This window comes from Arthrobacter sp. Y3221160, assembly GCF_059092585.1.
In genome coordinates, this window is record NZ_JBNHHU010000001.1 from 1,925,970 (window position 1) to 1,949,575 (window position 23,606).

Consider the following 23,606-nt stretch of genomic DNA (forward strand, 5'->3'; position numbering starts at 1 on the left):
CGGAGAGGCGTTTCCGCCGACGGCCCGCCCCTAGCCGCACCGCCAGACCCTCAGCAACACGTCGGCCAACGCAGGCCGGTGGACGCCTATTGCCGCGGCAGGAGCGCCTCCATATCAGGGATCTCCTCGATCAGGCCGTTCTTCAGGGAGATGTCGGCGATCTCCTGGATGGACTCGGCATTGACCTCCTGCGGGAATTTCGGCAGGGTCAGCTTTTCGATGACCGCGGGGTCAAGCTGCGTGTACTCGGGCAGGATCTCGCGCACCCGGTCCGGATTCTCGTCGGCGAACGCCAACGACTTTTTCATCGCCCGAACAAAGGCCTGGGTGACGTCCGGTTTCTCCTCGGCAATGTCGTCCGAGGTGAAGTAGGTCGCCACCGTGAGGTTTTCCACCGGATAGGCATAGTTGGAGAACACGGGCACCGCACCATCGCCTTCGACGATGGTCACGAACGGCTCGACGGCGGCGATCGCGTCCACATTGCCGTTGGCCAGCGCCGCGGGCATGTCCGGGAAGGGCATCTCGACGAAATTCAGGTCCGACGAGTCCGCGCCGGCCTGCTCCACCGCCTCACGGATCGTCGAGTCGCTGATGTTGTTCAGGGTATTCACGCCGATGCGCTTGCCGGTCAGGTCCGCAATCTCCTTGATCCCGCTGTCCGGCTTGACCATCACGGCCGCGAAATCCTCATCCTGGTTGCCGGTGGTTGAAGCGCCGTTGGCCACCATCTGCATGTTCAGCCCCTTGGAGCGGGCAATCACCAGCGACGTGACATTGCTGAAGCCGAAATCCATCTGACCGCTCGTGATGGCCGGAATGATGGCCGCGCCGCCCTGCGCCGGAACGAGTTCGAGATCGAGCCCCTCTTCTTCGAAGAATCCCTCCTGATCACCCAGATAGATCGGAGCCACGTCGACGATCGGGATGACCCCAACCTTGATGGGAGTCATTCCGCCGGCGGCTTCGGTGCCACCGGTCGGGGCCGCATCACCACCACCGGACGGGCTGCCCCCACCGCACCCTGTTACCGCCAGCACTGCCGCCAGCGCAACCGCCGTTCCAATTCTCTTCACGGGTCCCTCTCCCACTCACCGCCCCATGCAGCAAGAGTGTGCCTTAGGTCACAGTATCTACGGACATAGTGGAGGCCGTCAACGACGGGAACCCCTGCAACAGGCCGCAGAGCGGCTCCCGCATCCCGGGAACCGCCCCGCCACCTGAAGCCAAGAACGAAGGCTACTGGACGGCCATGGCCGGCACGTCCGGAGCCTTGTCCACGTACCCGTACTTGACCATCAGCTCGCCCATGTCGCTGAGAACATCCACCGGGAGCTCGGCGTCGAACGTTTCCATCTTCAAGCCCTTCGCCACTTCTTCGGGCATGCCCATGAAGTCCGGCAGGACGGCACGGACGCCAGCCGGATCCGCTTCCGCGGCCGTCAGGGTTTCCGAAACGGCTGCCTTGAAGTCGGCCACGATCTCCGCGTTCTGGTCGGCGTAGCTGCCGCTGGTGAAGGTCACCATGGTGGGCAGGCCCGGCAAGGCCTTCTGGTTCGGGTAGCCCAGCAGCTTGTAGTCCTTGTTGGCCAACGCCTTCGACTGGAAGGGTTCAGGCACCCAAATGGCATCAACGTTTCCGCGCTCCAGCTGGGCTTCCATGTCCGGGAACGGCATTTCGCTGAACTTCAGCTTGGACGGGTCGCCCCCGTCGATCGCCGCCGATTCCATGATGGTGAGGTCGCCCTGGGTCTTGAGTGTGTTGACCGCGGTGGTCTTGCCCTCCAGATCGGCGAAGTCCTCGATCCCGGAATCAGCCTTGACGATCACGGCGTTGATATCCTCGCCCTCGGCCTTGGAGTTGCTGTAGCCCGTGACGATATTCATATCCAGGCCCTTGTCCACCGCCGTCATCACCGACAGCGGATTGCCGACAGCGAAGTTCAGGGTGCCGGTGGAAACGGCGGGCAGCATGGCAGCGCCGCCCTGCCCGGCCTGCAACTCCAGTTCCAGGCCGTGCTTCTCGAAGATGCCCTCATCGATGCCGTACTGCATGGCTCCCGACGGGGCGATCGGCAGCACGCCTACGGTGAGCTTGGTGAGCCCGGAGCCGGCGGCGCCGGACTGTTCCGCCGGCGCTTCGTTCGACCCGGAGGGGGAACCGGAGCCGCAGCCGGTCAATGCCATCGCGGCAATCGCGCCACCGGCCAACAACTTCGCCAAGTGCTTCTTCATGAAATGCTCCTCGCGGTCCTAGGCGCCGCCGCCCCCGCCGTCGGGAGACTGACTGTGATCGACGCCACACCTAATTACAATGTAGATACAATAGTTGAATAAATCAACAGTTAGGTTGGATTTGTGCAGCCGGCAGGACAAGGAGGGCGCCGGCGTCAGGCGTAAAAGCGGGCCAAGAACTCCGCGATGACCGCGGGGCGCTCCTCGCCTTCGATCTCGATGGTGTTGTTGGTCTTGATCTGGACCCCGCCCTTCACCTCGGTGACCTCGGAAATCACCGAATGCAGGCGCACCTTGGAGCCGACCTTCACCGGGCTGGTGAACCGCACGCGGTCCAGGCCGTAGTTGACCTTGGTCGTGACGCCTTCCACGTCGAACAGTTCGCTCCACAGCGGGATGACCAGCGACAGGGTCAGGAAGCCGTGGGCGATCGGCGCGCCGAACGGTCCTTCCTTGGCCTTTTCCGGGTCGGTGTGGATCCACTGGTGGTCATCGGTGGCATCGGCAAAGGTGTTGACCTGGTCCTGCGTGATTTCACGGTAGTCGGTGTAGCCCAGGTCCTTGCCGACCAGGTTGGGCAGTTCTTCGAGGCTGACGACGGTGTTGCTCATAGATGGCTCCTTGGAAAGATGGATGGTCTTAGCGGAATGCGCCCGTGCCGGTGATTGCCCGGCCGACTATCAGGGCGTTGATCTCGTGGGTGCCTTCATAGGAATAGACGGCCTCGGCGTCGGCATGGAACCGCGCGACGTCGGTGTCCAGGGTGATGCCGTTGCCGCCCACGACTTCCCGGGCCAGGGCAACGGTCTCGCGCATGCGGGCGCTGCAGAACATCTTGGCCAACGCCGAGTTCTCGTCCTTGTAGATGCCGTCCTCCTGCTGCTGGGTCAGCCGCACCGCCATGCCGAGCGAGGCCGTGAGGTTGCCGAGCATGGTGGCCAGCTTCTCCTGAACCAGCTGGAATCCGGCCAGCGGCTTGCCGAACTGCCGCCGCTCCTTGACGTAGCGCAGCGCGGCCTCGTAGGCGCCGGCCTGGACGCCCGCGGCGATCCAGGCGACGTCGGAGCGCATGTTGCGCAGCAGCGAGGCCACGTCCGCGAACGAGTTGACGTTCTGCAGCCGCGCGGAGTCCGGTACGCGGACACCGGCCAGCGCGATGTCGGCGTTCTGCATCATGCGCAGCGAGGTCTTTCGCATGATCTTGGCGATGCCGACCCCGGGGGCATCGGTCGGGACGAGGAAGCACTTGACCTGTCCGTCCGCCTGGTCGCGGGCGAAGACGGCGAGCACGTCGGCAGCGGCGGCCCCGCCGATCCAGCGCTTGGCGCCGTCGATCACCCATTCGCCTCCCTCGCGGCGGGCGCTGGTCTCAAGCCCGCCGGCAATGTCCGATCCGTGTTCCGGTTCGGTCAGCGCAAAGACGCCCTTCAACTCGAAGCTGCGGATCTTCGGGTCCAGCTCGGCAGCCTGCCCGGCGCTGCCGCCCAGAGTCACGGCCGTGCGGAACAGTCCTGACTGGGCGTTGTAGAAGGTGGCGACGGAGGCGTCTGTTCGGGCGAGCTCGAAGTTGCGGAAGCCCTCGTAGAGTCCGGAGGGCTTCGCACCGCCGTCGGTCAGTTCGGCCGGCGCCATCAGGTTCAGGTCATACAGCGGCTGGGCAATCTGATACGGAAACTCACCCTGTTCCCAGTAGTCCGCCAGCAGCGGCTGAACCTGCTCCTCGAGCACGCCGCGCAGCCGGCCGAGCACGGTGCGTTCGGCGTCGGTCAGCAGCGCGGCGTAGCCGTACTGGTCGGAGGGATAGAAGGGTCCGGCCGCGGTGCCGGCCTTCTCCTGGGCCACCGTGCTCATGCCTGCCCACCGCCCAGCCCGAGCAGGCGCACCGCGTTGTCCTTGAGGATCTTCGGCCGGACCTCGTCCTTCATCGGCAGGTCCGCGAATGCGCCCAGCCACTTCTGCGGGGTGATCAGCGGGTAATCGGTGCCGAACAGCACCTTGTCCTGCAGGACGGAGTTGGAGAGTTTCACCAGGGATTCCGGGAAGTACTTTGGCGACCAGCCGGACAGGTCGATGAACACGTTCGACTTGTGCGTGGCAATCGAGTTGGCCTCGTCCTGCCAAGGCACCGAGGGGTGCGCCATGATGATGCGGAACCCCGGGAAGTCGGCCGCGATTTCGTCCAGCAGCAGCGGGTTCGAGTAGGCAAGTTTAATCCCGGAGCCGCCCGGGGTTCCGGCCCCCATGCCGTTCTGGCCGGTGTGGAACACCGCCGGCAGGCCCAGCGACTGCAGGGCTTCCCACAGGGGGTAGAACCGTTCGTGGGCCGGGTTGAAGCCCTGCAGGCTCGGGTGGAACTTGAAGCCCCGCACCCCATAGTCCTCGGCCAGGGACTTGGCCCGGTCGATGGCCTCCGCACCCGTCAGCGGATCGACGGAGCCGAACGGGATCAGCACGTCGTTGTTGCGGGCGGCGCCCTCGGCGATGTCCTCGATGCTGTTCGGCTCGTGCTTCAGGCGGGTGCGGGCATCCACGGTGAACACTACGGCCGCCATCTTCAGTTCCCGGTACGTTTCGGCGATCGCATCCAGCGACGGCGTCCGCTCCTCCGCCTTGAAGTACGCGCTCGACGCGTCCATCAGCTCCTGCGGCAGCGAGAGGTGTCCGTGGCCGTCGATCTCGACGTGAACATGCATATCGATCGCCGCCAGCGACGCGACATCGAGCGCCGGTTCGTAACGCGTGGCAGGCATGGCTATTTCGCCGCCGACTCGGGCTGCAGGTCCGCCGGCAGCTCGGGGAACGTCTCGCCCACGCTCTGCAGCCGGCCGCCGAACAGGTCCTGGAAGCGCTCGCTCAGCGCTTCGTAGTTCCAGCCGCCGTCCAGGAACTCGGTGGCGACGGGCTCCGGATGGGACCACAACTGCAGCCGGTCGCCGCCCACCCCGATCGCCTGGCCGGTCACGTTGGCTGCCGCATCGGAGGCGAGGTAGGCAACCAGCCCGGCAACGTCGTCGGCCGTTCCAAAGCCCAGCTCCTTGCGGAAGAAGTCGGGCATGGCGTCGCCGCGCTCGTCCGCCTCCACGGCCTTCTGGAAAAACGGCACGGTCTTCGTCATCGCGGTGGCTGCCACCGGAATCACGGCGTTGGCGGTGACGCCGGCCTTCTTCATCTCCAGCGCCCAGGTCCGGACCATCCCGACGATGCCGGCCTTCGCCGCGGCGTAATTGGTCTGACCGAAGTTGCCGCGCTGGCCGGTAGGCGAACCGATCGTGATGATCCGTCCCGCGACAGCGTTCTCCTTAAAGTAGGCGTAGGCCTCGCGCACGCAGGTGAAGGTGCCGCGCAGGTGCACGTTGATCACCAGGTCGAAGTCCTCGTCGGTCATCTTCAGCAGCGACTTGTCCCGCAGCACTCCGGCATTGGTCACCAGGATGTCCAGGCGGCCGAAGGTCTCGACGGCGGCGGCCACCAGCTGGCGGGCAGTTTCGGTGGGCCCCACCGGGGCCACGACGGCCGTGGCCTGGCCGCCGGCGCCGGTAATACTGGCGACGGCTTCCTCCGCGACCTGCGCGTCCACGTCATTGACCACAACGGAGGCACCCTGGCGGGCAAGCTCCTGCGCGTAGGCCAGGCCGAGGCCCCGGCCGCTTCCGGTGACGATCGCTGTTTTTCCGGCCAAAGACATCTGCTGCTCCTTCATCCCGCACGGTGGAGGTGCGTTGCGGTTTATGCTGGTCTAGAACCCATGACAACCCATATGATTGAAAAAGTCAATCATTTTGGGCAGCACCTACTTCTAGCGAGGAACCATGTCCGCAGCAACAACGGCCGTCCGCCCGTCGGCGACCGCCGGCCTTGAACGGCTGTACGGCACCGATCTGGCCAACGAAATCGAGTTCCTCACGGCGCGGGCGCGTTCGCTGGGGTCCGGCCTGGCCAACAACATGCTGGCCGAGCTTGACCTGAAGGTGCGGTCCTACTCGGTGCTGTCGCTGGCGTGCAGCGGGGAGAACCCGTCGCAGCGCGAACTCGCCGACTTCCTGAGCCTGGACCCCAGCCAGATCGTGGCCCTGGTGGACCAGTTGGAGCGGCGCGGCGCCGTCACCCGTGAAGCCGACCCGCGCGACCGCCGCTCCAAGGTCATCGTTGCGACGGCATCGGGCCGGAAGCTGTACAAGCAGGCCGAAGCGATCATCCGCGAGGCGTCGGACGAGTCCTTGGCCCGGCTGAACGAACAGGAACGGGAAACGCTGCGCGACCTGCTGCGCCGCATCGCCTTCTGACCGGCCGCGAGGGGCGCCGCGCACCGGGCGCCGCAGGCCGGCTCTCCCCTCTCCCAAACCCCTCCCTCAACCCCACCCCAACCTCACCCAATCGGCTACTCAGATAAGGCCCTTTCAGCTGAGAAGGGCGTTATCTGAGCAGTCGATCTCGGAGGGCGGGCGGGACCGGCGCACTGGTTAAAAATCGGAGCCGGCCGCACCCCTTGCCCAGGATGCGGCCGGCGCCCCACTGCCTTCTGCTAGCCGGCGCTGCCGGCCTGGGTGGCGGCGGCGGGGCGGTGGCCCTGCTTGGCAAGCTGGATCTGTTCGTAGACGTGGTGGCGCAGTTCGGTGAACCGCGGCAGTGCCCGGGTGTTTAGCTGGTCGCGCTCGTCGGGCAGGTCGATCTCGAGGTCTTCCTGGATCACGGTCGGCGAGGAGGACAGGATAATCACGCGCTGGCCCAGGTAGACCGATTCGTCGATGTCGTGGGTGACGAACAGGACGGTGACGCCCAGTTTCTTCCAGACCGTGCGGATCAGGTCCTCCAGGTCGGCCCGGGTCTGGGCGTCGACCGCGGCGAACGGCTCGTCCATGAGCAGCACCTCAGGCTGGTAAGCCACTGCCCGGGCGATGGCCACGCGCTGCTGCATGCCGCCGGAGAGCTGCCACGGGTAGGACTGCGGCACGTGGTCCAGGCCCACGGCCTCGAGGGCGTCGTCCACGAGCTTGTCGCGCTCGGCCTTGCCCATGCCGGCGTTCTTCAGCGGCAGTTCCACGTTCTCGCGCACCCGCATCCAGGGGAACAGTGAGCGGCCGTACTCCTGGAACACCACGGCCATCTTCTTGGGCGGGCCGGTCACCCGGGCGCCGTCCAGCAGCACCTCACCCTCGGTTGGGGCCAGCAGGCCGGAGATGCACTTGAGCAAGGTGGTCTTGCCGGACCCGGACGGGCCGACAAGGCAGGCCAGCTCCCCCGCCCGCAGGTCGAAGGTAAGGTTGCGCACCGCCTCAATGTCGCCGCCGTCGGTGTGGTAGACCTTCTTGACGCCGCGCACCGAGAGCATGGCCTGGCCTTCGGGCAGGGTTTTGCCGGTCGGAACCGGGGTGGTTTCAGGCTGCATTTTCTACCTCTCGCAGGCCGTGGTACCAGCGCAGGATCTTGCGCTCGGTCCATTGGAAGATGAATGACATGGCAACACCGATCAGGCCCAGCACCACGATGCCGGACCACATTTCGGGGATCGCAAAGGAACGCTGGAACTGCACGATGGTAAAGCCCAGCCCCGAGGACGAGGCGAACATCTCGGAGATGACCATCAGGATCAGGCCGATGGACAGGCACTGGCGAACGCCGGCCATGATCTGCGGGCCCGCAGAGGGCAGCACGAGGTGACGCACGCGGGCCATGCCGCCGATGCCGTAGGTGTGCGCCGAGTCCGAAAGCACCGAGTCAATGGCGCGGACGCCTTCGATGGTGTTCAGCAACACCGGCCAGATGCAGCCGGAGATGATGACCACAATCTTCATCGTGTCGGTGATGCCCATCAGCAGCATCAGTACCGGAATCAGCACCGGCGGCGGGATGGCGCGGAAGAACTCCAGCACCGGCTCGGTGAAGTCGCGCAGCCACTTGATCGAGCCGATCAGCAGGCCGGCGACGATGCCCAGGATGATCGCCGCGGCCACCCCGATGATCAGCCGCCCGATCGAGGGCAGCACGTCGGACAAAAGCCGTTCTCCGAACCAGGTCTCGGCGAACGCGTCGACGAGCAGTGCCGGCGTGGGCACGAAGAAGTTTGTCGCGCCCAGCGTCGAGGCCCACCAGATCAGCACGAGGATGACCGGCAGCGCCAGCGCGTAGGCAATGCTTTTCAGGACTTTCACGCGATTACCTCGGAACGGATCGATTCATGCCACGACAGGGTCTTACGCTCAATGAAGCGCATCACCAGGTTGACCAGCACGCCGATCAGCCCCGTGGCCAGCACCAACGCATACATGCCCGCGATCGCGCCGCCGGACTGCGCCAGCGCGATTTCCCGGCCCAGGCCCGGGGAACCGATCACCAGTTCGGCCGTGATGGCGAGGATCAGCGCCACCGCTGCGGCCAGGCGCACCCCGGTCATCAGGTACGGCAGGGCGGTAGGGAACACCACGTGGCGGACCCGGGCGAATCGGCCCAGGCCGTAGGACTTCGCCGTTTGCATCGCCACGTTGTCCACGTCGGCCACCCCGTACAGCACCTGGATGAAGACCTGCCAAAACGATGCGTAGACAATCAGCATCAGCGAGGACTCGATCTTCACGCCGAACAGCAGCACCGCCAGCGGAATCAACGCGACCGACGGGATGGGGCGCAAAAACTCCACCGTGGAGTTGGTGAACTTCCGCAGGAAGTTTGACGAACCGATGATGAAGCCAAGTACCACGGCCAGCAGCACCGCCATCAGCAGGCCAAGGAACCACGCGAGCATGGTCTCGCCCACCGCGAGCCAGAACGCCGCCAGGCCGAAATCGTTGAACAGCACGGCGAGCACCTCGGAGGCAGGAGGCAGGAAGCGGGCCTCAACAATCCCCACCCGCGGCACCAGTTCCCACACCAGCAGGAATGCAAGGATCCCGGCGAGGCCCAGCAACTGCTTGGTGGGACGCTTCTTCGACGGGCGCCGGCGTGACCGGCTGGCCGCCGGACCCTTGCTGTCAGTTGTCACCGCGGGCGCGCTCACGGGAGCATCCCGACGAGGTGCGGCGCCCTATACAGCGCACATTTCATTTCCACTCCTTCTGCCCCGAGGAGAACGGGGATACAGACCGCCCTGTTCGCTAGCCGAACATGCGTTCACTAGCTCAAGTGTGGTCGACGCCACTTGGTGACGTCAAACACTCTAGGCCATCGTTACGCAGGCAACACTGCGCGACGGTCTCTAACACCCCTGAATTGAATAGATCAACGGTTTGTGCAGAGGAGTTCAGCGCTTTCGCCCGAGCAGGAAGTAGGCCGCCGGGCCGATGAAGTTGAGGAAGGACGCGGCAAACCACACCGGCTTCGGCCCGTTGACCAGGGCGGCCGGGCGCTTCTTCAGGTCCTTCAGAGCGGCCGTCTGCAAGACAAGCTGCAGCCCGGCCATGGTGGCTACACGCAGCCGCTGCCCCCCGCTCAAATCCCTCAAGGACTTCTTCTTCATGGCTTTCTTCATGGCGGCCTCCCGGTCGGTTGTGGCAGCAGGTGCCTCAAGTGTAGGCGTGCCGGGCCGGCGGCGCAGGGGCCTAGCGATGCCTTTCGTACCGCCAGGGCAGCGAGGCGGTGGAGAGCCGGTGCCTGGCCCCGGCGGCCGCCGCCGGCCCGGAACCGGGGTAGGCAGGGTCGCCCGCCCACACGATGACCTGTCCGCTGGCCGGGTCGTCAATCACGTGGCTCTCATAGTTGAAAGGCTCCGTGTTCCGAGCGGCTGCCAGTGCGTCCGCCACGGTGTTGAAGCGGCCCAGTTCATGCAGGGTTACCCAGGTCGGCGGGACCAGCCGCATCAGCCCCGTCTCATGCCGGCGGAGCGCTTCGCCGGGCCGCATCCAGGCGAAGCCGGCCAGCTCGCCGTCGTTGAGCACGACCTCGCCGACCGGCGCCGCTGCCGCGAAAAACCATGTTTGGAAGCGGCGGACCAGGCTGTGGCGGGGTACCCAGTTGGATAGGTGTACCAGGTCCTGACCGGCGATCCGCAGGCCGGTCTCCTCGAAGGTCTCGCGCGCCCCTGCGATCTTTGCCGCCGCCAACTGCCGACCCTGGTCACGTTCGACGGCGCCGCCGGCCTCTGTGCCGATGCCCGCTTTGGCTTCGGCGTCGGCTTCGGCTTCGGCTTCGGCATCGGCTTCGGCATCGACTTCGGCGTCGGCGGCACGGTAGTCCCCCGGGTCCACCTTGCCGCCGGGGAATACCCAGGCCCCCGCGAAGGATCCACCGCCGGGGCGTTCCAGCATCAGGACTTCCAGTCCCTCCGGGCCGTCGCGCAGCAGGATGACTGTTGCCGCCAACTCTGCCTGGTCCGTTTGTCTGTCCAACGCTTTATCCACGCCCTTAGCTTAGGACGGCGGCGGAGGCGTCGCTTCGAGCCGCGGATAGATATGGCCAGCGGGGCGCGACGGCGGCGCGTCGTGTCTACTTCCGGGACAGCAGCCGCTCAACCCGCGGCTTGACCTCGGTGGCCAGCAGCGTGATGGAGTCGATCAGGTGCTCGTGCGGCAGCCCGCCGATGTCGGTCTGCAGGAAGTGGCGCACATGTCCGAGGTATCCGTGGAGGTGGGCAATCCGCTCGGCCACGTCGTCCGGATCGCCGACGTAATAGGCGCCCGGGGCCTCGGCCTGGGCCAGGAAAGCGCGCTTGTCGGGTGCGGGCCAGCCGCGCAGCCGACCCATTTCCACGTTGAGGTTGTGCCAGCCGGGGTAGAACCGGTCGAGGGCCTCCTGCTTGCTCGGCGCCACCAGCCCGAGGGCGGCAACGGAAACCTTGATCTGCGGACCGCTGTGGCCGGCCTGGGCCGCGGTGCGCCGGTAAAGCTCGGCCAGTGGAGCGAACCGGTGCGGGGCTCCGCCGATAATCCCGTAGGAGACGGGCAGTCCGAGCTGCCCGGCCCGGGCGGAAGAACCGGCGTTGCCCCCGGTGGCCAGCCAGATGGGCAGCGGCCCGGCGGCAGGGCGCGGCACGACGGCTAGGTCCGCGATGGGCGGCCGCCGGGATCCGCTCCACGTCACTTCGGGGGCGCGGCTGTTGTTGATGGCCATCAGCAGATCCAGCTTCTGCGCATATAACTCGTCGTAGTCGCCCAGGTCGTAGCCGAACAGCGGAAATGTTTCCACCGAGGAACCGCGGCCCGCGGTGATCTCGACGCGGCCGCCCCCGGAAATCGCGTCCGCCGTGGAGAACTGCTGGAACACACGAACGGGGTCGTCCGTGGAGATGATGCTGGCGGCGCTCCCGAGCCGGATCTGCTGCGTGGCGGCCGCGGCCGCGGCGACGATCGCGCCCGGCGAGGACGCGGGCATGCTGGTGGTGTGGTGCTCGCCGATCCCGAAGTAATCCAAGCCAACCGTGTCGGCGTGGAGGATCGCCTCAAAGAGGTTACGGATGGCCTCCGACGTCTCCCGCTGGCTGCCGTCCGGATTGAGCTGCGTGTCGCCGAAGCTGTAGGCACCGATTTCCATGTCTTGTCCTGTTCTGCCTGTTGATGCCGTCATCGACACGCCGGTTCGGTGGCCTCCGCCAAGAGGCCTCGGAGCTCGTCGGCGGCATGGGCGGCGTTGAAAATGCGGGTCCCCGGCTGGAAGGCGCGGCCGGCCGAGAGCGGGCCGGCATCGACCGGGTCGTAACCCAGGCGATCGATGAAGGCCGCGACCAGGGATTTGGCGTCGTCGTGATCGCCGGCAAGAGCCAAGGCTCGGCGGTCGGCGGAACCCGGATCGCGGCCCTCCTCTTCGAGTTCCCGGTACCCGATGTGGTTCAGGGTTTTCACCAGTCGCGCGCCCGCCAGGAAATCCTGGACGACCTCGCTGCTGCCGCGCGGGTCGTTCTCAAAATCGCGGATCACGCCGTCGGTCGGTGCCCAGTAGTTCATCGCATCGATCACGGTCTTGCCGGCCAACCGGCCCGGATCCAGCGTGCGGTAACGGTGCAGCGGGATCGCGGCGAGAACCAGGTCCGCCTCCCCCACTTCTGCGGCGTCGACCGGCTCCGCCCCCGGCGTGATGATTTCCGTCAGCAAGGCGATCTCTGCAGCCGGCTTGGACGTTGCGATCTTCACCCGGTAGCCGGCCTTGAGCGCCTGTCTGGCGAGGGCCGTGCCCACGCGGCCGGCCCCCAGGATGCCAACGGTGCCAAGCTTCATTTCAACTCCAGTCTGCCTATATGCTGTCCGACAGACTATATTCATCGCAGATTATCTGTGCAACTTCGCATGATTAGTTATCATGAGAGGCATGACAGGAGAACGAGCCGCCACAGCAGACAGGACGCACAGCCCGGTTCCCGGCGACTTCGGCTGGAACCTCGGCATGGTCCTGCGCGGGTACCAGTCAAATTTCGAGGAGGCCGTCACCGGCATGCCGGAAGGCATCCGCGGCTACCAGATCCTCTCCGCCGTCGTTCATCGGGACCCGCCGAACCAGCAGGCCCTCGGGGCCCACTTGGCGATTGACCGCACCGTACTGACCTACATCCTCGATAAACTCGTGGCCGCCCGGCTGGTGGAGCGCATCCCCGCCGCCAACGATCGGCGCGCACGGAAAATCGTCCCCACCGCGCAGGGACGGGCCGCACTTTCGGAGCTTGAGGTCCGCGTCGCACGTGCCGAGCAGGACCTGCTCTCCGGCCTGTCGCCGGAGGACGTGCGCACGCTTTCCGCCTTGGTCGAGGTGTTGGCCATGGGAATCCACCGCGCGCAGCCGAACTCCAGCCCGTGCGAGGCGATGGACCACCTGCCCTAGACTCGTCAGCATGTGGATCGGCTGGATTGAGTTCGACCTGCTCCTGGGCGACGTGCACTCGCTCAAGGAAAAGCGTTCCGTGCTGCGGCCGATCATCGCCGAGGTGCGGAAGCGGTTCGATGTCTCAGTGGCGGAAGTCGGCCAACAGAACCTCTACCGGCGGGCCGAGCTGGGCATCGGGCTCGTAGGCGGCGACCGGGCCCATGTGGTCCAGGTGCTGGACACGGCCGAGAACTACATTGCCTACCGCCCCGGCGTGGACCTGCTCAGCACGCGGCGGAAAATACACTCAAGCGACGACTGAGCCCGGCCCCGCGCCGCTGCCTGCAGGCCGCCGTGCGCATCGACCGGCGTGGATCTTGGTAGCGTTGGTCACGCCCATGATCCGTGCCACATCCGGAGGCTCTGTTGACTACCCCCGCCACCGACGAGCAGTTTTCCACCGTCGAGGAGCTTGTCCGCCACCGCTATGCCTCCGACAAAGCGTCGCAACACCTTGGCATCGAGGTGCTCGAGGCCGACGAGGGCCGCGTGGTGATGTCCATGGGCGTCCAGGACTACATGCTGAACGGCCACCACATCCTGCACGGCGGCTACCTGTTTACGCTCGGCGATACGTGCTTCGCGTTCGTTTGCGAGTCACTGGGCCGGCCGTCGGTCTCCCGTCAGGCGGAAATAACATACATTGCGCCCGGCGCGGCCGAAGCCCGCCTGGTCGCCACCGGCGTCGAACGTACCCGCTATGGCCGGAACAACATCGTGGATATCTCCATTCACGACCATGACGGCCAGCACTTGGCCGAGATGCGCGTCTACGGCGTGCTGGTCCCGAAGAAGTAGTTTCCCCCCCTGCACCAAAGGAGCATTTCCGATGTCCGCAGTGCCCGCGATCGATCTCAACAACGGCGTCAGCATCCCGCAGCTGGGCTTCGGCGTCTTCAAGGTGCCGCCGGCTGAAACGCAGCGGGCCGTTGAAGCTGCGCTGGAGGCCGGTTACCGCCACATCGACACCGCCGCCGCCTACCGCAACGAGTCCGGCGTGGGGGCGGCGATCAGATCCAGCGGTATTCCGCGCGAGGAACTGTTCATCACCACCAAGCTCCGCAACGGCGAACAGGCCGACGCCCGCCGGGCTTTTGATAACAGCCTGCGCGAACTCGGCTTGGACTTCGTGGACCTGTACTTGATCCACTGGCCGGTGCCCTCGCAGAACCTGTACGTGCAGGCGTGGCAGGCGCTCGAAGAACTCTACGCCGAAGGCCTCAGCCGGGCCATCGGCATCTCCAACTTCCTGTCCGAGCATCTACAGACCCTGCTGGCCGCCGGAGGCATGGTGCCGGCGGTCAACCAGATCGAGATCCACCCGACCTTCCAGCAGCGCGAAGTGGCGGCGCTCAGCCGCCGGCACGGCATCGCCGTCGAGGCCTACAGCCCTCTGGGCCAGGGCGCCGATTTGGAGAGCCGGACGGTCATCGCCATCGCGGCAAAGTATCTGGCGACCCCGGCCCAGGTGGTGCTCGCCTGGCACCTGGCCAACGGCAACATCGTGATCCCAAAGTCCGCCAACCCGGACCGGATAGCGAAAAATCTGACCGCGGCACGGCTCACGCTCGATGCGGAGGACCTGGCCGCGATCACGGCGCTTGACGCAGGCGGTCGCATCGGCGCGGACCCGGCCACGGCAGCCTTCACGCAGCTCTAGAAACGACGGTTGCCGGTGTCCGCGTTGGACACCGGCAACCGTAGGGAACCTGCTGAGCGCAAGAGGCTGAGCGCTAGAGCCGGCGGTACTCGGCCACCATCGGGCAGTCGAACGGGTCCCGCGCCGACAGGCCAACCTTGTTCAGGTACCGGACCACGATGCCGTAGGACTTGGGCAGCGACGTTTCGGTGTACGGGATGCTGTGGCTGGCGCAGTATTCGCGCACGATCCGGGCGGCCTTGGCCAGGTTGGGCCGCGGCATGCTCGGGAACAGGTGGTGCTCCACCTGGTAGTTGAGCCCGCCCATGAGCGCGTTGATGGCGCCGCTTCCCCCGGGGGTGCGGCCGACGATGTTGCGGCTGGTCAGGACCTGGCGGCTGAGGAAGTCCACCTTCGAGTCCTTGGGGATCAGCGGCATGCCCTTGTGGTTCGGCGCGAAGGACGCACCCATGTAGACCCCGAAGACGGCCAACTGCACTCCGAGGAACGCGAACGCGATGCCGGGCGGGAGGAAGAAGAAGATGGCCGCGATATAAAGAGTGAGCCGCGCGAACAGCACGGAAATTTCCCGCTTGCGGCCCTTGACGGGGCCGCGCGCAAACAGCGACCTGATGGAGGTGGCGTGCAGGTTGATGCCCTCGAGCATCAGCAGCGGGAAGAACAGGTAGCCCTGCCGGCGGGTGAACCAGGCCATCAGGCCGCGGCGTTCGGCAGCCTGTTCGGGCAGGAAGGAGACGGTGTCCTGCTCGATGTCCGGGTCTTTCCCGATGGTGTTCGGGTTGCCGTGGTGCCGGGTGTGTTTGTTCATCCACCACTGGTAGCTGATGCCCACGACGGCGTTGGCCAGGAACCTTCCGGCGCGGTCGTTGGCCGGACCGGTTTCGAAGACCTGCCGGTGGGCGGCCTCATGGGCCAGGAACGCCAACTGCGTGAACAGGATGCCCAGTGCGCCGGCAATCAACAGCTGGAACCAGCTGTCGCCAAGCAGTACGAATCCGGTGACCGCGCCCGCCAGCCCCAGCGCCAGTGCAACAAAGAGGCTGATGTAGAACCCCCTGCGCTTTCGCAGCAGACCTGCATCCCGCACGGTGCTCAACAGCTGGGAGTAGCCGCTGGCGGCGGAAGAACCGCGCTTGCTACGGGTAGAAGTTGTCGGTGGAGATACAGATATGCTCATGCAGCCTTCAGTGGTTCGGGTCCGACTTCCCAGCCGCGGAATAGGGCGAGTGCCCCGTAGATGAAGATCACTTTACGATAACAACCTGAACGCGCCCTGAACAGGGGGTGCCGTGGTAGCGCCGTTCGGATTCCCGGCCAAAGTCCTGTACAGTAATTTTTGTAGTTGTTGTGTTGCGCATTTGATTTTGAGCAACAGGCCCTTCACCGAAGGGTTTGTGCTTCTCTGAACGGCGGACGAAAAACACCGCTGCAAGCGACCCGTGAAGTCCGCGGGCCGTGTAAATACTCGGAGGAGTACAAAATGGCAACTGGAACCGTCAAGTGGTTTAACTCTGAAAAGGGCTTCGGCTTCATCGCTCCGGACGACGGCTCGGCCGACGTTTTCGCTCACTACTCGGCTATCGAGAACAGTGGCGGATACCGCGAACTGCGTGAAGACCAGAAGGTCGAATTCGAAACCGTGCAGGGCCCCAAGGGCCTGCAGGCTGCCAACATCCGCGGCCTCTAAGACGGCAGCGGCAACGCCGCTCTAGTCTTTTCCAATGGAGCCGGTTCCCGTACGGGAACCGGCTCCATTGTTGTGCCCGGCTGTTTTGCCCCGCCGTTTTGCCCGGCAATTCACTCCCACTGGCAGGAACCGCTCATCCGGGGGCAAACTTGAGGCATGCCCTTGACACCAGTGCCCGCCAGTACCGGAACCTTTTTGGCCGACATGGTCATGCAAATCCTGATGTTCACCGGCATCGCCGTGCTGTGCGTCGGGACGGCCGCGGCGGTGAGCGTTTGGCTGGTGATCCGCAGGATCCGGCGCTCCCGCCGGTTGCGGAACGGGCTGCGCCGGGGGTCGCTCACCGTCCGCAGTTTCAGCAAGGACGCCGCCGGCCGCCGCCTGGCCCGCCAGCGGCTCGGATTGCAGCGCTCGGCGGAAGCGACGGAACGGACACTCGCCTCCGCTCGGGCGGAGGGCCGCCCCGTCGGGGAACTGCCGCTGGTGGCCGCCAGGCTTGAAACGGCTTCCCGGTCCCTGGACGAACAGCTGAAGTTGGCGGAAGGCGAGCCGGTCCCGGAGGTCAAACGCTCCCTCGCCGCCAGCCTGGGCGGGCGGACCGAACAACTCACCCGGCTGTCGGGCCAACTGCGGCAACACCTGGTGGAAGCCGGGTACTCTGCCGACGCCGAACAGCTGGAACTGGCCGGGCGGCATTTGTCTCGGGAAATCGAGGCGCTGCACGCATGGTCCTCGGCCTACCGCGGTGTCCGCGACGGGCTCAGCCCCGCCGTCCCGCCCCACCTTCGGTCCGGCCCGCCGCGCCGCCAGCCCGCCCCGGCGCGGCGTCGGCCCGATCCCATGAGGAGCTAACGTGTCCATCAAGCACCGCCTTGGACGCATCATCCGCGCCAACCGCGCGGCCAAGGAGACTCCGGTCGATCCCCTGGCGGCCATAGAGGCCAGCCAGCAGCAGCAGTCCGAAGCGGTGGACCAGGCCCGCCGCAGCGTCGCGGACATCGCGGCCGACTGCCGCCGCATCGGGCTGCTGTTGGATGAGGCCAAAGCAGAGCAGGCGTACTGCGACCGCCAGGCCGAAGAGTGCGTGGCCCGCGGCGACGACGACGGGGCCCGCGAGTTCCTGCACCGGAGCATTACGGCGTCGAAGCGCGTGGAAACCCTCGCCCGGCAATATGAGCGCATGGCCGATCAGTGGCGCCGGTTGGACGGGGAGCTCGCCCGCCTGTCCTCGCGGATAGACGAGAGCCGCCTGCGGTACCAGACCCTCCAGGCACGCCACAACGTCGCTCAGGCCACGCTCGGCATGCAGCAGGCCGCCTCGGCGGCAGCCGGCAGCGCAACCGGAATGCAGTCCGCTGCCCGGGATGCCGAGCGGGAGACCCGTCGCATCGAGGCCGAGGCATCCGCCCGCAACGAAATCGCATGGTCGGACCCGGACTCGCCGCAAGTGCAGGAGGCCTTCGAATGGCTGGAGGCCAGCACGGAAGTTGACGACCAGCTGGGCGCGCTGAAGTCGCGGCGCAACAAGGCGCCGGGAGCCTGATGGCCGCAGCCGCCAGACCCGTCGTCACCGTCCTGTACAAAGACCACCTGCCGCCGGGCATGGAGGACGTGGAGGCCGCCGCGGAGGTGCGTTACGCCACCGCGGACGACCTGGAGGAAGCCTTGAACGGCGCCCAGGTGCTGTTCCTCTGGGATTTTTTCTCCCCCGCGCTGGAGGACGCCTGGCATGCGGCCGGCTCGCTGGAGTGGATTCATGTGGCCGCCGCCGGCGTGGACAAGCTCCTGTTCCAGGAACTGCGGGATTCAGGCGTGGTGGTTACCAACGCCCGCGGCATCTTCGACCGGCCGATCGCCGAATTCGTCCTCGCCGGGATGCTCGCCTTCGCCAAGGACCTGCCAGGTCTGCTGTCTTTGCAGCGGGAGCGCACCTGGCGGCACCGTGAGACCGAACGACTGGAGTCCGGCCGCGCCCTCATCGTGGGCACCGGTGCCATTGGACGCGAGATCGCGCGCGTGCTCAAGGCCCTCGGCCTGCACGTTGCCGGGGCCGGGCGCACTGCCCGCAGCGACGACGCGGACTTCGGCGAGGTGTACGCGTCGTCGGAACTCGCCGCCGTCGTCGGAACCTTCGACTGGGTGGTGATGGTGGCACCGCTGACCGAAGAGACCCGGCACCTCGTCGACGCAGCCGTGCTGGAGGCCATGAAGCCCACGGCCCGGCTGGTGAACGTGGGCCGCGGGGCGTGCGTGGACACCGACGCCCTGGTGGCGGCGCTGCGATCCGGCGCCATCGCCGGGGCCGCCCTGGACGTGTTTGAAACCGAGCCGCTGCCGGCCGACCACGCGCTCTGGAAGATGGACAACGTGATCATTTCGCCGCACCTCAGCGGTGATGCCCGTGGCTGGCTGCCCCAGCTGGCCGGGCAGTTCGCGGACAATTTCGCCCGCTACACCCGGCAGCAGCCGTTGGAGAACATCATCGACAAGACGCTGGGTTTCGCGGCGCCCGCAGGATCCTGAACGAGCAGGGCGCTACCCGGCTAAGCGGGCTTCAATGCCGTCAAGCAGCAGGTCCAGCGCGAATAGGAAGTTCTCGTCGTCGTCGATAGCTGACATGGAGGCTGCAGCAGCCGCAGCGTTCGGGAAGCGGCCGGCCGGAGCTTGGGCGTAGGCTTCTGCCCAAGCCCGAACGTCCGTTGCCGACTTCTCGCCCAGTAACTTCAGGGCAGCACTGAAACCTGTCCAGGCGAGCATAAAGTCGGCGCAAGCCCGGTAAATTTTGACAACGTCGTCACCCTCGAATCCTGCTTTTCGTAAGGTGGCGAGGATCGTCTCCACGAAGCGCATCTCGGACTCTTGTCGCGTCACACGCACGGCGGCGAGGGCAGCCACTTGGGGATGTGCCAGGTAGGCCCTGCGCCCGCGAATGAGCAACTCCCGGATGTCCTCTCGCCAGGATTGGGTTGGCTCAAAATCACGGAGGGCTTCGCCGATCAGACGGTCTGTCAGCGCCAGAAGCAGTTCGTCTTTGTCTTTAAAGTGTCTGTACAGTGCGGTGGGGTCCGCGCCCAGGGCTCGCCCGATGCGGCGGAACGTTAGTGCGGAAGCACCGGACTCGTCAGTCAGCTGCAGGCAGGCATCGATGATGATTTCGCGATTGAGCCCTTTTGCCCGCTGCCGGGGATGAGCGAGTTCCGCCTCTGCCCCCATTAGGTTTCCCGCCCCAAGATGTGCGCCACACCTGTAGCCTCGCACATCGGATGCCGTGGTGTCAGGTGGAGGAGGGCGGAGACGGATTCTCGCCGTTCACTGTTCCCCAGCTACACGACTGCGTCCTGTTGGGTCCTCACTGACTCGAGGATTTCACCACCACGCTCCGCAACACCGCTGGCGCGGGATACTGCGTACAGCAGCACTCCGAAAATGAGGCTGGGAATACCGATGGCCAGTCCCAAAGCATCCGTGCTGATGATACCGATCAGGCTGCCGCCGACGACCGGTCCCAGTGCAACGCCGACGATGTAAACGCCCGTGACCAGGGTTGCCACGCGGCCTGATAGATCCATCCGCGCGGCCAGCGCGAAGACCAGCGCCAGCACGGCGCCGTACATCGTTCCAGCCACGACAATGCCTGCCGACATTGTGGTTGCTTCGTCGGCTGTCAAGACCAGGTATTTGCAGATGGATCCGATGGTGATTATCAGTCCGATGGCCAGCGATCGGCCCAGGAGCTTCAGGGCAAGCGGGGAAAGCAGCGCGCCCGCGAGACCGCCGACAACGCTGAGCGAAAGGACGAGGGAAAGGTCCTCGAGTGTCATCCCGGCATATTCAGTGCCAATCACACCGGAGATGGCGTAGACGAGGTCTTCGGTCATGCTCCAAAGCCCAAAAACCAACGCCAAAATGATGGCCTTGATCCCGATCTGGCGCCCCGAGACGGGTTTCTGGGCTACCTCGATGGGCACGTTGGGCAATCCTCCGGCGGCGAGCAGTCCGACCAGCCCTACTGCCGTCAGGATGAGCAGAATCGTGCGGAGGTCGCTGCCGAGGACCGGCACGATAGCCAGAAGTGCCGCAGCAGCCAAGCGGTTGACGATCATGACTATGTTGACGGTCTTGTCCGGATCACGGGTCGCAGCGGAAGCTGCGGTACCGGCAGCCACCACTGTGCCGGCGCCGATGCCCGCAAGCACAACACCGATGCCAACGGCGGTCTCGTTCAGAGTCGCGGCGCCCACACCGAAACCGAGGGCCATAACCAGCAGGCCTATTCGGGCAACTCTGGGACGGTCTCCCTTCGCGACCAACTTGGTACAGGCGAAAATGCTTGCTGCGGTGCCCAGTGACATTGCCGTGGCCAGCGCAGAGGCCGCAGTGATGGACATGCCGAGGTCCGCAATGAGCGCCCCGATCAGCACGGGTACAAGGTTGGCCGCAAGCAGAGCCATCACCCAGGTGCCAAGAAATCCAATAACTACCCTGGGCGTGAGAGGTGGGATGGAACTGGTCGGAAGCATGTGTTTCCCTTCGAGGGGTTAAGGCTAGTGGAGCGATCGACACCTGTCGGTAAAGTCAACGGCGTTGTCAACGGCGCTGACTGAAGAGTGGCATAGTGACCCACTTCACCACAACAGTCCCGGTTGTGATCTGGATCACAGTCCTGCTCCGGGCGCGCCGCGGGCCCGAAGAGTGTCACCCAAGCAAAGTCAACGATGTTGACTTTGCGGCTGATTGCCTGTCTCATGATGTGCACCTGCTCATCATTCGCACCTGACACCATCCCCGGCGGAGACGAGCAGCGGGTCGAGGAAAAGCCGCCGGCCCAGGAAAGGACCGCAAAGGAGCAGCATGACCGACTGGGTATTCCACTCCGGCAGGATCTTCGACGGGGTGCGCCTGCGACCGGACGTTACCGCAGTCGCCGTGACCGGCGGGCGGATCACGGACGTCGGCACGGACGATGAGGTGCGTGCCGCGGCCGGGAAAGCGGCGGAAACGCTAGATCTGCGCGGAAGGCTGCTGTGCCCGGGTTTTACCGACGCCCACGTACACGCCGTTTACGGCGGGATTGAACGACTCAGCTGTGACCTGTCGGAGGTCTCAGGGGCAAAGGCCGCGCTCGCCACTGTGCGGGAATACGCCGCAGGTAATCCCGACAAGGAGTGGATCACCGGTGGTGGTTGGTCCATGGCCGACTTCCACGGCGGCGCCCCTCGCAAGGAGCAGTTGGACGAGGTCGTTGCAGACCGGCCGGTGTTTCTCCTTAACCGAGACCACCACGGGGCCTGGGTCAACTCCCGGGCCCTTCAGCTGGCCGGCATCGATGCCCGCACACCGGACCCTGCTGATGGGCGGCTGGAACGGGACAGCGACGGTAACCCCACCGGCACTCTGCATGAGGGTGCCATGGACCTTGTGGGCAAGCTGGTGCCGGAACCCACCGATGCGGAACTGGCCGAAGCACTGCTCGAGGCACAGCGATTCCTGCACGCGCAAGGCGTCACGGGCTGGCAGGAAGCGATCCTTGGGGACTATGCAGGCTACCCGGACGTCAGCCGGATATACCGGCAGCTGGCCGGAAACGGCATGCTCACCGCACGGGCCACAGGAGCTTTGTGGGTGCCGCGCACCACAACGTCGGGCAACCTCGCGGAGCTGGTGGAAGGATTCGAAGAACGGCGACGGGAGAACGGAGCTGCGGGCTTCACCACCACGAGCGCCAAGATCATGGTGGACGGGGTGGCTGAGAATCAGACAGCGGCGATGCTGGATCCCTACCTTCGCCCGTGCACCTGCACCGGAGGTTCCAACGACCACGGCGCAGCGGACTCCCGCGGCCTGACGTATATGCCCAGGGAAGTGCTCCTTGATGCGGTCGCAGCATTGGACGGTGCGGGCTTTGACCTGCACATGCACGTCATTGGAGACCGCGCGGTGCGCGACGGGCTCGATGCCATCGAGCACGCCCGCAACACCAACACAGGCGGCACCGCCAGACGGCACCATATGGCACACATCCAGATTGTCCACCCGCAGGATGTGCCGCGCTTCGCCAGACTCGGAGTCACAGCCAACGCCCAGGCCTTCTGGGCGCAGAATGACGAGCAGATGACCGAGTTGACCTTGCCGATCCTCGGACTCGAGAGGGCTGGCTGGCAATACCCCTTCAACTCCCTCGTCTCCTCCGGCGCCGCTTTGGCAATGGGATCGGATTGGCCGGTCTCCACCCCCGACCCTTGGCAGGCTATCCATGTGGCCGTCAACCGCCGCGGCCCCGAAATGTCGGGGGAAGAGCCTCTCATACCAAGCGAGGCCCTGGCCTTGGAGATTGCCATGGCCGCCTATACTTCCGGTTCAGCAAGGCTGAACCGCCTTGATCAGGGCGGCCTGCTCCGGGTGGGCGCGTTGGCGGACCTGGTGGTACTGGACCGCCAGCCCTTCGATCTGGCTTCAGAAGACCTGCACACCGTGGCTGCCGCCATGACCATGGTGGGCGGACGCGCCGTGCACTACCGCCAGCAGGCATGGGCATAAGAGGTGGCCACCACGACAGATTCGGCCCCGGGTAAAGGCCCGAGGGCAAAGGAGCACCCGAATGGCCTTCGGAAGGTTCGCCCCACTTAGCGGATCTGCTCACCGGTGACGGCGTCGATCAGCACGTCGGCGCTGGAGCCGTCTTCGCGGTCGATCTCAATCTCCCAGACCGGGAGGCCGCCCTCATCCCCCAGCGTCACCTCGTCCACGTTCCCAGATTCGGCTTCCGCGGCGGTGACAAGGGCCTCGGACATGGAAACCCTGGTTTGCTCCAACTCTCGGGCCTGCTCCGGTTCGGCACCCCCGGATTCCCGTTGCTCAAGCACCTCGCTGCCGTCCGGCGAGACCTGCACCTCGAGCTCGGCATCGACGTCGAAGACGTCCACCTCCCAGGCCTGAAGCCGGTCGCTGTAGTCGAGTTCGATCGCGGAACTGCCGCGGACGGCATTCACCGCGGTTTCGACCGCGGCCCGCGCATTGCGTTCACCGGGCATGGCAGATCCTGTGCCGCCAGGGCTCGGGTTGCCGGCCCCGGCCGGGGTTTCGGCCGGCTGGGCCTGGCCGGGTTCGGGCTGGGACACGTCGTCTCCGGTGGCGTCACAGGCCGACACTGTAACGGCCAGCCCGGCAGCCATCGAAAGGGCGATGAAAGTCTTCCTCAGCTGTTCCATAGACCGATTCTCCGCCCCGGCAACCGGCTTGGCCATG

General features: G+C 65.7%; 27 protein-coding genes. 10 read left to right on the plus strand and 17 right to left on the minus strand.

Going from position 1 to position 23,606, the window contains the following annotated elements; translation table 11 throughout:
* Window positions 1-86 precede the first annotated feature (86 nt).
* The 6 genes from AC5RWG_RS08920 to AC5RWG_RS08945 form a co-directional block, all read right to left on the minus strand.
* Window positions 87-1,091, minus strand: a complete 1,005-nt coding sequence (locus AC5RWG_RS08920) for an ABC transporter substrate-binding protein (protein ID WP_494076502.1) — start codon at window positions 1,089-1,091, stop codon at window positions 87-89.
* A 148-nt stretch (window positions 1,092-1,239) separates the two neighbouring features.
* Window positions 1,240-2,235 (minus strand): ABC transporter substrate-binding protein, encoded by a 996-nt coding sequence (locus tag AC5RWG_RS08925; RefSeq protein ID WP_494000904.1) that lies wholly within the window; start codon window positions 2,233-2,235, stop codon window positions 1,240-1,242.
* A 155-nt stretch (window positions 2,236-2,390) separates the two neighbouring features.
* Window positions 2,391-2,846 (minus strand): MaoC family dehydratase, encoded by a 456-nt coding sequence (locus tag AC5RWG_RS08930; RefSeq protein WP_494065139.1) that lies wholly within the window; start codon window positions 2,844-2,846, stop codon window positions 2,391-2,393.
* A 28-nt stretch (window positions 2,847-2,874) separates the two neighbouring features.
* Entirely contained in the window at window positions 2,875-4,086 is a 1,212-nt protein-coding gene (locus AC5RWG_RS08935) for an acyl-CoA dehydrogenase family protein (protein ID WP_494013695.1), read from the minus strand.
* A complete protein-coding gene (locus AC5RWG_RS08940; RefSeq protein WP_494166794.1) occupies window positions 4,083-4,985 on the minus strand; it encodes an amidohydrolase family protein in 903 nt (300 codons plus the stop codon). Before AC5RWG_RS08940 ends, AC5RWG_RS08935 begins: the two co-directional genes overlap by 4 nt.
* 2 nt (window positions 4,986-4,987) lie before the next feature.
* Window positions 4,988-5,920 (minus strand): SDR family NAD(P)-dependent oxidoreductase, encoded by a 933-nt coding sequence (locus AC5RWG_RS08945; protein ID WP_494166795.1) that lies wholly within the window; start codon window positions 5,918-5,920, stop codon window positions 4,988-4,990.
* A gap of 124 nt (window positions 5,921-6,044) precedes the next feature.
* Here AC5RWG_RS08945 and AC5RWG_RS08950 point away from each other — a divergent pair, with 124 nt between their 5' ends.
* Entirely contained in the window at window positions 6,045-6,518 is a 474-nt protein-coding gene (locus tag AC5RWG_RS08950; protein WP_494000909.1) for a MarR family winged helix-turn-helix transcriptional regulator, read from the plus strand.
* Between the two features lie 239 nt (window positions 6,519-6,757).
* Here the strand turns inward: AC5RWG_RS08950 and AC5RWG_RS08955 are convergent, their stop codons facing one another.
* From AC5RWG_RS08955 to AC5RWG_RS08985, 7 genes are all read right to left on the minus strand, one after another.
* Window positions 6,758-7,621 (minus strand): ABC transporter ATP-binding protein, encoded by an 864-nt coding sequence (locus AC5RWG_RS08955; protein ID WP_494000910.1) that lies wholly within the window; start codon window positions 7,619-7,621, stop codon window positions 6,758-6,760.
* A complete protein-coding gene (locus tag AC5RWG_RS08960) occupies window positions 7,611-8,384 on the minus strand; it encodes an ABC transporter permease (protein ID WP_494000911.1) in 774 nt (257 codons plus the stop codon). The genes AC5RWG_RS08955 and AC5RWG_RS08960 overlap by 11 nt, the downstream gene beginning before the upstream one ends.
* Complete coding sequence (locus AC5RWG_RS08965) at window positions 8,381-9,226, minus strand: ABC transporter permease (protein WP_494000912.1); 846 nt, start codon at window positions 9,224-9,226, stop codon at window positions 8,381-8,383. Before AC5RWG_RS08965 ends, AC5RWG_RS08960 begins: the two co-directional genes overlap by 4 nt.
* Before the next feature lie 243 nt (window positions 9,227-9,469).
* Window positions 9,470-9,697, minus strand: coding sequence for a PLDc N-terminal domain-containing protein (locus tag AC5RWG_RS08970; RefSeq protein ID WP_494013690.1), 228 nt, complete (start codon window positions 9,695-9,697; stop codon window positions 9,470-9,472).
* A 70-nt stretch (window positions 9,698-9,767) separates the two neighbouring features.
* Window positions 9,768-10,565: an NUDIX hydrolase gene (locus AC5RWG_RS08975; protein ID WP_494166796.1), complete on the minus strand. Its 798-nt coding sequence runs from the start codon at window positions 10,563-10,565 to the stop codon at window positions 9,768-9,770.
* An 85-nt stretch (window positions 10,566-10,650) separates the two neighbouring features.
* Window positions 10,651-11,694: an LLM class flavin-dependent oxidoreductase gene (locus AC5RWG_RS08980; RefSeq protein WP_494074653.1), complete on the minus strand. Its 1,044-nt coding sequence runs from the start codon at window positions 11,692-11,694 to the stop codon at window positions 10,651-10,653.
* Window positions 11,695-11,723: 29 nt separating this feature from the next.
* The gene (locus AC5RWG_RS08985; RefSeq protein ID WP_494074652.1) at window positions 11,724-12,374 is read right to left on the minus strand and encodes an NADPH-dependent F420 reductase; all 651 of its coding nucleotides are present in this window, start codon (window positions 12,372-12,374) and stop codon (window positions 11,724-11,726) included.
* 91 nt (window positions 12,375-12,465) lie between these two features.
* Here AC5RWG_RS08985 and AC5RWG_RS08990 point away from each other — a divergent pair, with 91 nt between their 5' ends.
* The 4 genes from AC5RWG_RS08990 (at window position 12,466) to AC5RWG_RS09005 (ending at window position 14,674) form a co-directional block, all read left to right on the plus strand.
* Window positions 12,466-12,972: a MarR family winged helix-turn-helix transcriptional regulator gene (locus AC5RWG_RS08990; RefSeq protein ID WP_494074651.1), complete on the plus strand. Its 507-nt coding sequence runs from the start codon at window positions 12,466-12,468 to the stop codon at window positions 12,970-12,972.
* A gap of 10 nt (window positions 12,973-12,982) precedes the next feature.
* Entirely contained in the window at window positions 12,983-13,276 is a 294-nt protein-coding gene (locus AC5RWG_RS08995; protein ID WP_494000918.1) for a DUF503 domain-containing protein, read from the plus strand.
* Window positions 13,277-13,380: 104 nt separating this feature from the next.
* Window positions 13,381-13,812 (plus strand): hotdog fold thioesterase, encoded by a 432-nt coding sequence (locus AC5RWG_RS09000; RefSeq protein WP_494076504.1) that lies wholly within the window; start codon window positions 13,381-13,383, stop codon window positions 13,810-13,812.
* Window positions 13,813-13,843: 31 nt separating this feature from the next.
* A complete protein-coding gene (locus tag AC5RWG_RS09005) occupies window positions 13,844-14,674 on the plus strand; it encodes an aldo/keto reductase (protein WP_494076505.1) in 831 nt (276 codons plus the stop codon).
* Between the two features lie 73 nt (window positions 14,675-14,747).
* On the opposite strand, the gene AC5RWG_RS09010 is transcribed toward AC5RWG_RS09005, so the two are convergent.
* On the minus strand, window positions 14,748-15,851 hold the full coding sequence (locus tag AC5RWG_RS09010; protein WP_494074649.1) for a fatty acid desaturase family protein: 1,104 nt from the start codon (window positions 15,849-15,851) through the stop codon (window positions 14,748-14,750).
* Between the two features lie 303 nt (window positions 15,852-16,154).
* Here AC5RWG_RS09010 and AC5RWG_RS09015 point away from each other — a divergent pair, with 303 nt between their 5' ends.
* From AC5RWG_RS09015 to AC5RWG_RS09030, 4 genes are all read left to right on the plus strand, one after another.
* A complete protein-coding gene (locus AC5RWG_RS09015) occupies window positions 16,155-16,361 on the plus strand; it encodes a cold-shock protein (RefSeq protein ID WP_127512299.1) in 207 nt (68 codons plus the stop codon).
* Between the two features lie 156 nt (window positions 16,362-16,517).
* A complete protein-coding gene (locus AC5RWG_RS09020; RefSeq protein ID WP_494074648.1) occupies window positions 16,518-17,213 on the plus strand; it encodes a hypothetical protein in 696 nt (231 codons plus the stop codon).
* Window position 17,214: 1 nt separating this feature from the next.
* A complete protein-coding gene (locus AC5RWG_RS09025) occupies window positions 17,215-17,904 on the plus strand; it encodes a PspA/IM30 family protein (protein ID WP_494166797.1) in 690 nt (229 codons plus the stop codon).
* Entirely contained in the window at window positions 17,904-18,884 is a 981-nt protein-coding gene (locus AC5RWG_RS09030; protein WP_494074647.1) for a D-2-hydroxyacid dehydrogenase, read from the plus strand. The genes AC5RWG_RS09025 and AC5RWG_RS09030 overlap by 1 nt, the downstream gene beginning before the upstream one ends.
* A 12-nt stretch (window positions 18,885-18,896) precedes the next feature.
* On the opposite strand, the gene AC5RWG_RS09035 is transcribed toward AC5RWG_RS09030, so the two are convergent.
* Complete coding sequence (locus AC5RWG_RS09035) at window positions 18,897-19,574, minus strand: TetR/AcrR family transcriptional regulator C-terminal domain-containing protein (protein WP_494166798.1); 678 nt, start codon at window positions 19,572-19,574, stop codon at window positions 18,897-18,899.
* Between the two features lie 110 nt (window positions 19,575-19,684).
* Window positions 19,685-20,881, minus strand: a complete 1,197-nt coding sequence (locus AC5RWG_RS09040; protein ID WP_494076507.1) for an MFS transporter — start codon at window positions 20,879-20,881, stop codon at window positions 19,685-19,687.
* Between the two features lie 331 nt (window positions 20,882-21,212).
* Between AC5RWG_RS09040 and AC5RWG_RS09045 the strand changes: the two genes are divergently transcribed.
* Complete coding sequence (locus tag AC5RWG_RS09045; protein WP_494076508.1) at window positions 21,213-22,898, plus strand: amidohydrolase; 1,686 nt, start codon at window positions 21,213-21,215, stop codon at window positions 22,896-22,898.
* A gap of 86 nt (window positions 22,899-22,984) precedes the next feature.
* On the opposite strand, the gene AC5RWG_RS09050 is transcribed toward AC5RWG_RS09045, so the two are convergent.
* Window positions 22,985-23,569 (minus strand): PepSY domain-containing protein, encoded by a 585-nt coding sequence (locus AC5RWG_RS09050; RefSeq protein ID WP_494025150.1) that lies wholly within the window; start codon window positions 23,567-23,569, stop codon window positions 22,985-22,987.
* Between the last annotated feature and the right edge of the window lie 37 nt (window positions 23,570-23,606).